9 protein-coding genes are annotated in these 10525 nt (G+C 61.8%); all 9 read left to right on the forward strand.

All coding sequences use genetic code 11. The features are described from left to right. The first annotated feature begins 40 nt into the window (after positions 1 to 40). Positions 41 to 3772 (forward strand): hypothetical protein, encoded by a 3732-nt coding sequence (locus tag NKH91_RS06195; protein ID WP_352883822.1) that lies wholly within the window; start codon positions 41 to 43, stop codon positions 3770 to 3772. 75 nt (positions 3773 to 3847) lie between these two features. After that, positions 3848 to 5239: a phage tail fiber domain-containing protein gene (locus NKH91_RS06200; protein ID WP_352883825.1), complete on the forward strand. Its 1392-nt coding sequence runs from the start codon at positions 3848 to 3850 to the stop codon at positions 5237 to 5239. Further along, on the forward strand, positions 5239 to 5664 hold the full coding sequence (locus tag NKH91_RS06205; RefSeq protein WP_352775776.1) for a hypothetical protein: 426 nt from the start codon (positions 5239 to 5241) through the stop codon (positions 5662 to 5664). The genes NKH91_RS06200 and NKH91_RS06205 overlap by 1 nt, the downstream gene beginning before the upstream one ends. 26 nt (positions 5665 to 5690) lie before the next feature. Then, positions 5691 to 5867 carry a hypothetical protein gene (locus tag NKH91_RS06210; RefSeq protein ID WP_352775779.1) on the forward strand — a complete coding sequence of 59 codons (177 nt, stop codon included), beginning with the start codon at positions 5691 to 5693 and terminating at the stop codon, positions 5865 to 5867. After that, positions 5864 to 6136 (forward strand): DNA packaging protein, encoded by a 273-nt coding sequence (locus NKH91_RS06215; protein ID WP_352775782.1) that lies wholly within the window; start codon positions 5864 to 5866, stop codon positions 6134 to 6136. The genes NKH91_RS06210 and NKH91_RS06215 overlap by 4 nt, the downstream gene beginning before the upstream one ends. Next, positions 6136 to 6393 (forward strand): hypothetical protein, encoded by a 258-nt coding sequence (locus NKH91_RS06220; protein ID WP_352775785.1) that lies wholly within the window; start codon positions 6136 to 6138, stop codon positions 6391 to 6393. The genes NKH91_RS06215 and NKH91_RS06220 overlap by 1 nt, the downstream gene beginning before the upstream one ends. After that, on the forward strand, positions 6393 to 7889 hold the full coding sequence (locus NKH91_RS06225) for an SGNH/GDSL hydrolase family protein (RefSeq protein ID WP_352883830.1): 1497 nt from the start codon (positions 6393 to 6395) through the stop codon (positions 7887 to 7889). Before NKH91_RS06220 ends, NKH91_RS06225 begins: the two co-directional genes overlap by 1 nt. A 100-nt stretch (positions 7890 to 7989) precedes the next feature. Continuing rightward, a complete protein-coding gene (gene terL, locus NKH91_RS06230) occupies positions 7990 to 9696 on the forward strand; it encodes a phage terminase large subunit (RefSeq protein WP_352883833.1) in 1707 nt (568 codons plus the stop codon). 359 nt (positions 9697 to 10055) lie between these two features. After that, complete coding sequence (locus NKH91_RS06235) at positions 10056 to 10481, forward strand: hypothetical protein (protein WP_352883836.1); 426 nt, start codon at positions 10056 to 10058, stop codon at positions 10479 to 10481. Positions 10482 to 10525 lie beyond the last annotated feature (44 nt).

Genomic DNA, 10525 nt, shown 5'->3' on the forward strand with positions numbered 1-10525 from the left:
GGTAACCCCGGGGGCCTTTCCATTTCACCCATGAGGAACAATGAACGACGAACTAAGAAACGCCATCGTCTCCGAGGCCAAGCGGATCGGGGCTGACCCGGTCGATTTCGCTACGGCCATGTCGTATGAGACTGGCGGCACATTCGACCCGTGGAAGAAGGGTCCGACGACCCAGTGGGGCCAGCACGTTGGCTTCATCCAGATGGGCGTCCCCCAGCGCAAGCAGTTCGGCTACACGCCGGGCAAATCCGTTTCAGAGCTGGTCAAGTCTTCCGCCGACTATCTGGTCGCCCACGGCTTCAAGCCGGGCATGAGCGGGCTCGACCTGTACTCCACAATCAACGCTGGTGCCCCGGGCCACTACAGCGCCTCTGACGCCAACAATGGTGGCGCTCCCGGCGACGTGCGGGACAAGTGGGATAACCAGATGGGAGGTCACCGTAGGAATGCAGCAGCACTCCTCGGGGGTACCTTTCAGACGATAAGCTCGTCCCCCTCGGACAACGGCTCAGCCGACATCTCGATCCCCTCGGTCGAGGTCTCGGACTGGCGCACGAACACCCCTCGGGCTCCTGAGGTAGAGACTGCCGACCCGTCGTGGTGGCAGCTCCAGAAGGACGCCTACAACACCCAACAGACGCTCCCGTGGCTACTGTCGCAGGGCAAGAAGATCGCCCCTGACGAGAACTGGTCGCTCGACCCGGCCCGTGTGAAGACCGATCTGGAAGCCCGCGGAGTCCCCGCAACGGAAGCTGAACGCTACACGTCCCAACTGTCGAGCGTCTCTGAGGCCGACTATCAGGACAACCTCGGTCGCGTTAAGGACGACTGGGATCGCAACGTGCGGCTCTCCAATGCCGGCTTCAGCGGCACGGCCCTCAGCATGGCCAACTCGATCCTCGATCCGGTGGCTCTCGGTGCCGACCTCTTGGCATCCACGGTGGCCCCTGAGCTGGTCATTGGCAATCGCGCTCGGCGTCTCGGCAGGGTCCTTGAGGGGGCCATTGCTGGTGCTGCCGGTGGCGCTGCCTCGGTGGCTGTCAATGCCGCCGTGAACCCCAACGTCAACCAATCAGATCTTCTCGCCGCGACCGTCTTCGGCTTCGGCGTGGGCGGTGCTGTGGGTCACCTCTATGGTCGCCCTGAGACCGCGTTCGAGGGTGCCCAGTTCCAGCGTGCTGGCCGCAGGGCCGTTGAAGCCCATGAGGGCATCGACATGGCTGGTTCCGTGGGTGCCGCTAAGGCTTCCCCGAATGCCCCGTTCCTCGACGAGAAGGGCCTCGGGCTGCTCGACGACAGGGACTTCAACAAGACCTTCGCCGGCTCGATCCGCCCCGACCTCTCGGCTCGCCTACAGCAGGACAGCAACGTCCTCGTGAAGGCCGGCGCTGGGCTCGTGCAGGACGGCACCGGCAAGGCCAACGGAGCGGTCAACGCTTTCGCGGCCTCGGAGGACATGACGCGGCTCTTCGACGAGAAGCGCATCACCGAAGCTCAGACATACATCCCGCAGCTCAAGGATTACGCCTCGCGTCAGCAGGGCATGGGTTCGGCAGAGGTCGAGCGGCAGTTCAACAAGGAGGTCCACGCCTACATCACCGACAGGGCTCCAGGTCGTGCAGACCGCTATGACCCTGCGGTCGCCAAAGTGGGCAATAAGCAGGCTGAGCTGTACGCGGACGCCCTGCGTCTTCAGCAGAACCCATTCCTGCGGGAAGGTATCGAGGACGCTCGTCCGGTGCTTGGCGCTGACAGCATCCCGACCGACCCCCACTACGCCCCGCGCTACTGGAACAGCCAAGCGATCATCACGGCAGTCAACGAGTTCGGCATCGAACCCATCGTGACCCTCATTGGCAGGGCCATGAAGTCGGCTGACACCGGCCTCAAGGATGACGTGATCGAGCGCACGGCGAAGGCGTTCACCAATGCCATCGTCGACCGGGCTCACGGCCTCGAAGACGTCTCGTCACACATCCTCAGCGCCGACCAGCTCGAGAACCTCGTCGAGATGCTGGAGGGCCACTACGGGCTCGCCCCGGAGGACGCCACGGCGCTCAAGTATGAGTTCGGTAAGAACCGCGCCAAGGATGCCGGCAGGGATGGCCACAACAAGGCCCGCCTTCTGCTGGACGAGAAGATGACCCTTGAGAACGTCGCCAACAAGCACGGCGTCGTGAACGAGCGCGGCATCAGCATCTCGGACCTCGTGGTCACGGACGCCCGTCAGAACTTCACCCGCTACATGCGCAACAGCATGGGCCGGGTGGCACTCGCTCGGTACCGCTTCAAGGACCCGGTCTCCGGGGAACTCCTAATCAACGGCTTCACCAGCGACAGGGAGTTCGCCCAGTACCTCACCAAGGTCAAGCAGAAGAACGCTGACCTCATCTCGCAGGGCAAGATCACTAAGGCCCAAGCGGCTTCTGGCATCAAGCGTCTGGAATACGCCTATGCGTCGATCCTCGGTCGCCCAACAAGCGAAATGGAGGCCACGAACGCCGGCTGGTTCCTGAGGATGGTCAGGAAGTACAACTTCTCGCGCATCATGAACCAAGTGGGCTTCGCTCAGGTCTCTGAGATTGGCGCACCTATCGCGTCCCTCGGCTGGAAGGCTGCACTCTCGCAGGCACCGTCTCTCAGGCGCGTCGTGACGGATGACGGAGCCTCGCTCCTGAAGTCCGGCCTCGGCGACGATCTGGAGGCGATCATAGGCGTGGGCGCCGACCGGCTGCTCCACACCTCCGACTACCGGATCGACGAGTTCTCCAATGGCTTCCATGGGGAGCCGACGTCGAGCTGGAAGGAGTTCGTGGAAGGCAAACTGAACTCGGCCAACAGGATCACCTCGGAAATCTCGGGGCTGACCCAAGCCAACGTCATGCTGGAACGGTGGACCGCCAAGGCCATCGTGCAGAAGTTCTCCGACATGGCTGCCAACGGCGGCAAGGGGATGTCAGCCAAGCGGTTGGCCGACCTCGGGCTGGACAAGGACATGACCGACAGGATCATGAAGATGTTCCACACTGAGGGCAACTTCGAGCATGAGGTGGGGTTCATCACGGGGCGCAAGATCACCCGCGCTCACTTCGACAAGTGGTCGGACAAGCCGGCCCGAGAGGCGTTCATTCAGGCAGCCCATCGCCTGAGCCGTCAGATCATCCAGAAGAACGACATCGGGAACATGACCATGTGGATGTCCCATCCGCTGGCCAAGGCCCTGATGCAGTTCCGCACGTTCATGGTCGGATCGTATGGCAAGCAGACCCTCAAGGTCGCCCGTATGATCCACGACAAGGACTACCTGGCTGCGGCCCACCAGCTCGTCATGACCACAGCGTTCGCCACTGCCGGCTACATCCTACAGATGAAGGCTCAGGCCGCACTGAGGTCGGATGGTGACAAGTTCCTCGAAGAGCGTCTCGCCCCCGGCAACTTGGCTGCGGCGAGCTTCTCGCGGGCCGGCGCTTCCTCGATCATTCCGATGCTCATCGATACGGGCCTCGGCATGGCGGGGCAGGACACGCTGTTCTCGTACACCCGCTCCACGGGTCAGGCGAGCAACATGTGGCTGGGCAACCCGACCACGGGTGGCATCGACGACCTGTACCAAGCTGGCCGCTCTGTGGCTGGCATCTTCAGGGACGGCGACTGGTCACAGGACGAGGCCCGCAAGGTCTCCCGCGTCCTGATGTTCGGCAACGCCTTACCCCTCGTCATGGGTCTCAATGGCTGGATCAGCGGGCTCCCCGAAAGAGCCCCCCGCCAGTAACCCCAACACGGCACCCAAACAGAGGCTCTCGGCTAACCCCCGGGGGCCTTTCTGCATTCCCCACCAAGGAACGAAATGACCACACCAATTCTATCCTTCGTCGTCTATGACGGGGACGGGTCGACGCTCGACTACACGTTCGACTTCGGCTACCTCGACCGCAATCACGTTAAGGCATACATCGACGACGTCCCCTCGGGTTCCTTCACTTGGACAGGGCCGTTCTCGCTTCGCTTCTACACCGCACCGGCAGCAGGAACCAAAGTCCGCATCACTCGCGAGACGCCCTCTGCTCAGCCGCTGGTCACCATTGCGAACGGTGCCTCGCTGCGCGCCGAAGATCTCAACAGGCAAGCGCTGCAGGCCATGTACGTCAGCCAAGAAAGCGCTGACATCGCGATCCTCCTGAAGACTGGAGCAATCACGGCTCCTGCCACGGACGCCGGTCGTATCGTCCTCCACTTCCCGACTATCGAAGTCCGCAAGAATAGCGTCCTTGGCTTCGACGCTGACGGCCAGTTTAGACCCTTCACGTCCGCCGACATGCCCAAGGGCGATACCGGTGAAAGAGGTCTAACAGGCCCTCAAGGCCCCATGGGTCCGCAAGGTCCGCAGGGTACGCAAGGCCCTCAAGGTCCCCAAGGTCTTGCCGGGGCCAACTACGCCCCCAACGCCCAAGGGTCGACCGCAGGGCGCGCAGCGTATGACGCCCAAGCCACCGGCTTCTCCTATCTCGACATCGAGCAGGGCAAGCTCTTCTGGAAGCTCAGCGCGACGTCCGGCAATTGGTCCGCAGGGATCATCTTCGGAGCCGGCGCTCAGGGCGTCCAAGGCATCCAAGGCCCGGCAGGACCCGCTGGTTCGCAAGGCCCGGCAGGACCCGCAGGAGCCGCAGGCACCCCGGGGATGATCTGGCGTGGCGCTTATGCAGGCCCAACTGCCTACGCCCCCAAGGACGTCGTCTCCTACAACGGCTCGGCCTACATCAACATCCTGGCCTCGACCGGCAACCTCCCGACGAACACGACCTACTGGTCCCCCGTAGCCGTCAAGGGTGACACTGGCGCGACCGGCATCCAAGGTCCCGCTGGCCCGACTGGACCGCAGGGTGCTTATGGCCCACAGGGTCCGCAAGGCCCAGCCGGCACAAACGCCACAATAACCTCAGCCGCAGTCGGCTCAGCCATCGCTGGCATCGCATACGGCGCTGTTGGCTCGGTCGTGTTTGGCTACATCTACAACACCGGAATTACTGAAGGTGGGACCTACGCCGGCTCCTCCATCCAGCCTGCTGGTATGCAACTGAGTTCTTTCACCGCCATGACGGATGATAACGCTCCTTCGGGCGACCGTACCCTGACGAAGGGTGGGTCAGCTCTGTCTGGCACATGGCGCGCACTGGGTCGGTCTTCCTACAGCACTGGCACCAACTACGCCCGGTTCACTCTGTTCGTGAGGATCGCCTAATGGAATACCGCTACCCAAAGTTCAGCGCAGCGCGCTCCATCGACATGGAGATCAATCACCCAGTCCATGGATGGATACCCTTCACGGCATCCCCGAGGGACGCTGAGGTTCTTGGTCGGCAGCTCTATGCCTCGGCCAGTGCCTCAGCCACTCCGTACGTTGCTGCAACCCCGCCGACCGTCGAAGAGCTTCGCGAGGCAATGCCGACCCTAAGCCCCCGTCAGGTCCGCAGGGCTCTTCTGTCCATCGGCATTACCGAAGCAGACGTCGAGATGAAGCTGGTGAATGACCCGGCTGGAATGATCGAATGGAGATGGGCAACCTACTTCAAGCGGACCCACCCTCTCGTCGAAAGCCTCGGCGCACTCTTCAGCATTACCCCCGCGCAGATCGACAGCCTCTGGGACTGGGCGGCTGCGCTGTGACCCTCGCTCTAATCACAGGAACCCCCGTGGAGAACACCACCGCTGCGGTCGCCGTCTCCGCAGTATCGAGCCCTGTCTGGCTCCCGTGGCTTCACGCCGCGTCTGACGGCGCTGCCCTCATCGCACCCATCCTCGGCACGGTCTGGCTCGTCGTCCAGATCGTCGCCAAGGCCAAGGAAATGCTCCGAAAGGACAAGAAGTGAAGACCGATAGCAACGCGCTCGAAGCCCTCTTCGACACGTTCGCGAAGCAGCTGGACGATCTCCTCTCGAATGGCCGAACGGTCGTCGACAAGGAGACCGGCGAGGCTGTCCGCATCACGCCCGACGCGGCGTCCCTGAACGTCGTCCGTCAGTTCCTCAAGGACACTGGCACGAAGCCCGTACCGGGCACCAACAAGGTCGTCAACGATCTGGCCTCGAAGCTCCCCTTCGACGGCTCTGAACACGATCAGGATTATCCGAGACACTGATGAACATCACCGCACAGAACACCTTCACCCCTGCTGTCCTAATACAGGCCGGCGACATCTTCGACGTGTCGATCAGCGGCACCTTCGTAGCGACCGTTACGGTGCAGCGATCCAAGGACAGCTCGACTTGGTTTGACGTCGACAACTTCACCGCCCCCGCCGAGAAGACTGGCGTATCCGGCTCCGCTTGGTACTTCCGCGTAGGCGTGAAGACGGGCGGGTTCACTTCCGGCACGGTCGTGGCTGAGATTTACTAATGGGCGTCCCTTACATGTTCTTCCGGGGCGTCCTTAGCGACGTCCTGTGGACCTCTGCCGCAGCGGCTCCGTCCCAGCCGGCGCCTGTGCCTGTCGATCCGGTGTACCTGCCGACGCTCTCGACAGCCCCTGCGGTCGTCTATGGAACGACAAGGCTTGTCCAGACCTACTCAGGCCCGGCCCTCCGTGTGCAGCGCGCAGTCGACGACGTTGAGCAGGACATCGGCTTCGGCTCGAAGTACTTTGACACTGCAGCCGCCACATCGTTCCGTGGGGCCAGCTCTCTGGGGCTGCGCAAGTGGTACGATCAGACGGGCAACGGCTTCCACCAAGAGCAGGCGACCAAGGTCAACCAGCCGGGCGTCTTCCCCGAGGTTCTGTACAATGGCGCGCCCTCGATCTCGTTCGACAGCTCCGCGCTCGTCCAGAACCAAAGCTCGAAGTTCACGGCCTGCACCACCGGCCCGACCATCGCCAAGGAGAACTTCACCGAGTTCTACCTGCTCTCGCCGAACTTCTCGCTCAACGACAACTACTACGGCTCGTTCCCGGCAGACGCGACGACGGTGTCGTTGTTCACCACGACGGCAAACGTCGGTCTGAGGGGCAACAACACGACGCCCTTCAACGACACACGGACGGGTCCCCGAAAGGTACCGCCGCTGAACCAGTGCGTTCTCCGCTGGAGAGGTGGTCCGACGGGTAAGCAGTTCGGCGTCAACGGTTCCCTGTTCCTGGTCGGCACGGCCCCTGTCGCTGGCAACGTGACCGGCAAGGGCTTCGGCAGGTGGAATGCCACCACGCCGTCCAGCTACGACGGTGAGTTCGACATCATCGCCTACGTTGCCTATCCGGCAGCCCTGTCCGATGCCGAATGCCTGGCCGTCGAGGCAGCCCTCAAAGCCCAGTGCAACGTTCTGACCTCCTCCACCGTCAAGGTCGTCTTCGATGGGGACAGCAGGACCGAGGGTTCTGGTCACTCCAAGAACCAGACTTGGACGAAGAAGCTCATCGCCTCGCTGTCCACTCCGGTCTACGCGGTCAACATGGCCGTGGGCGGTCAGTACCTCAGCAACATGGCCACCAACGTCGCCGGTCGCGTGAACAACCAGTACGACGCCGCGTTCACCAAGAACATCGTCTGCATGGGTGGCCCGGGGATCAACGACATCACCAACGGCAGGACGGACGCGCAGCTCATCACTGACTTCCAGACCTACGCGAACGGCATCCACGCCAGCCAGCTCCTCATCGCCGCAACGATCCCTTACCGAGACACCGCGACAGCGCAGCAGGAGACCTACCGGACCTCCTACAACGCTTGGCTCCGTGCCAACTACGCGACGTATGCGGAGCGCCTCGTGGAACTCGACATCCCGCAGTTCGCCTACTGGTCCGCGAATTACTACATCGACATCGTCCACTTTAACGATGCCGGCCAGCAGCTTTGGGCAGACGCCTTCAAGCCTGCAATCGAGTCGCTCATAGCGGCCTAACAGACGCCTCAGGACGAGCGATAGGTCGCTCAGCAACCCAACAGCCCCCAAGCTCACAACGCTCGTCCTGAGCGCTCTCTGCCTCTCTCCGAAAGGTTTAATGACCAAGCAGACCCTCGCTGCTTCGACACACTTGTCGACGCAGACAGACCCACTCCGCGACTTCCGCAACTTCCTGTATGTGGTCTGGAAACACCTGAACCTACCGGACCCGACAAAGGTCCAGTACGACATCGCATCGTTCCTCCAGCACGGCCCCAAGCGTCTCATCATTGAGGCGTTCCGAGGGGTCGGCAAATCGTGGGTCACCTCGGCCTTCGTCTGCTGGCTGCTCTATTGCGATCCCCAAACGAAGATACTCGTCATCTCGGCCTCCAAGCAGCGGTCGGACGACTTCTCGACCTTCACCATGCGCCTCATCTTCGAGATGGAGCTGCTGGCCCACCTGAGGCCCGTGGACGGCCAGCGAATGTCCAAGGTGGCATTCGACGTCGCCCCTGCCCGCGCCTCCCACGCCCCGTCTGTGAAGTCGCTGGGCATCACCTCGCAGATCGCCGGCTCTCGCGCCAACGTCATCATCGCGGATGACATCGAAGTCCCGAACAATTCCGACACCTCGCTCAAGCGCGAGAAGCTGTCCGAGCAGATCAAGGAGTTCGACGCCGTTCTCTCGCCGGGTGGCCGCATCATCTATCTCGGCACCCCGCAGACCGAGATGTCGATCTACAACCTCCTGCCGGATCGCGGCTACGTGGTTCGCATCTGGCCGGCCAGGTATCCCGACGAGGATCGCCGCGCGAAGTACGGCTCGAAGCTGGCTCCGCTGATTGGCCGTGAGCTGGACGTGGACCCTGACATCGTGGGCAAGCCTACGGACCCCCAACGGTTCTCTGAGGTCGACCTCGACGAACGAGAGCTGTCGTACGGGCGCTCTGGCTTCTCCCTGCAGTTCATGCTGGACACCAGCCTGTCGGACGAGGACAAATACCCCCTCAAGCTCTCCGACTTGATCGTCATGGGCCTCGACGCCAAGATGGGACCGAGTGAGGTCGCATGGGGCTCGTCCCCCGATCAGGTCCTCGACAAGCTCCCGATGATCGGGTTGCCGGGTGACCGATTCCACCGCCCGATGTTCGTCTCCAAGGATCACATCCCGTTCGAGGGATCGACCATGTTCGTCGACCCGTCAGGGCGCGGCAAGGACGAGACTGCATGGGCCGTGGTCAAGATGCTGCATGGCACCCTCTACCTGACCCGTGTGGGCGCTGTGAGGGCCGGCTACGACAACGGTACGCTGGACAAGATACTGCTCGATGCCAAGGAACAAGGCGTCAACCTGATCCTCGTCGAGCCGAACTTCGGTGACGGCATGTTCGCCCAGCTCCTGCGCTCTCGATCCCAGATCATCTACCCGGTCTCGATTGAGGATGCCGACTGGTCGAAGGCCCAGAAGGAGGCCCGCATCATCGACATCCTTGAGCCGATCATGAACCAGCATCGTCTGGTGGTCTCCGACAAGGTGATCGAGCGGGACTATGACAGCACGACCGGCTACCCGCTGGAAGATCAGAACCGCATGAGGCTGTTCTACCAGATGACCCGGATCACCAAGAACCGGGGTGCCCTCGCCCACGACGACAGGCTCGATGCCGTTGCCGGTGCTGTGGCCTACTGGTGCGAATGGATGGCTCGGAACCAGACGACTGCTGCTGACCAACGGAAGCAGGAACTGCTCGACCTGGAGCTGGCCCGGTTCATGGAGAACGCCCTCGGGGCCTCCTTACAGTCGTCCCCTCGGTTCTTCTAACAGGCCCCTTCAATCCCCCTCAAGGGAATAGGGTGACCAATAGGACTATCCCCGAGGGTTCCCCTTAGAATGTACCCTAGGGTGACACCTGAGAGGGAACCTAGAGGGACCCTTAGGTACCCTTAGGTACCCTTAGGTGCCACCTGAGAGCCTTACAGCAAGGCAACCCCTTAGGCTCCCCTGACGTTCTCCTCAGGGTGTAGCCGAGGGGGCACAGGGGCACAGTAGACCCCTGCCTACTACTTCTTCTGGGCCTTGATCAGGTAGTATAATTGTTATCCATATAGCGGTACACGGAGAATCGTCGCCGGTCGCAAACGGCGTTCGCTGATTCGCTGCGCATGTCTGGAGGGGGCCGCGTGAACAAGCTTTGGTACGGTGATAATCTCACCATTATGCAGGCCATGAAAAAGCATTCGGTCGATTTGATCTATCTCGACCCGCCCTTCAATTCGAAACAAAATTACAACCTTCTATACAAGACGATGACCGGGAAACCGGTCCCTGAACAAGTGGAAGCTTTCTGCGACACCTGGGAGATGGACGCCCAAAAAGAAGCTATCGCCCGTTCTATGCCAGTCCTCATGCGTGAGCATGGCGTTGACGACTATTACGTCGATTTCTGGCGGCTGTGGATGCAGGCTCTCCGCACGTCACAACCCCATCTGCTGGCGTACCTTATTTTCATGGTTCAGCGGATGCTGCACATGAAGAGCATCCTTCGACCGACAGGCTCGATCTATCGTAAGCGCCAAGCTGACCCCATCTGGCGCGGCTTGAGGTGATGAGCGAGACATACTGACACTGAAGCAAGGAGCCGAGGAGGTTG

This window comes from Mesorhizobium sp. M0894 (genome assembly GCF_040319725.1).
In the GTDB taxonomy this organism is placed as follows: Bacteria; Pseudomonadota; Alphaproteobacteria; order Rhizobiales; family Rhizobiaceae; genus Mesorhizobium.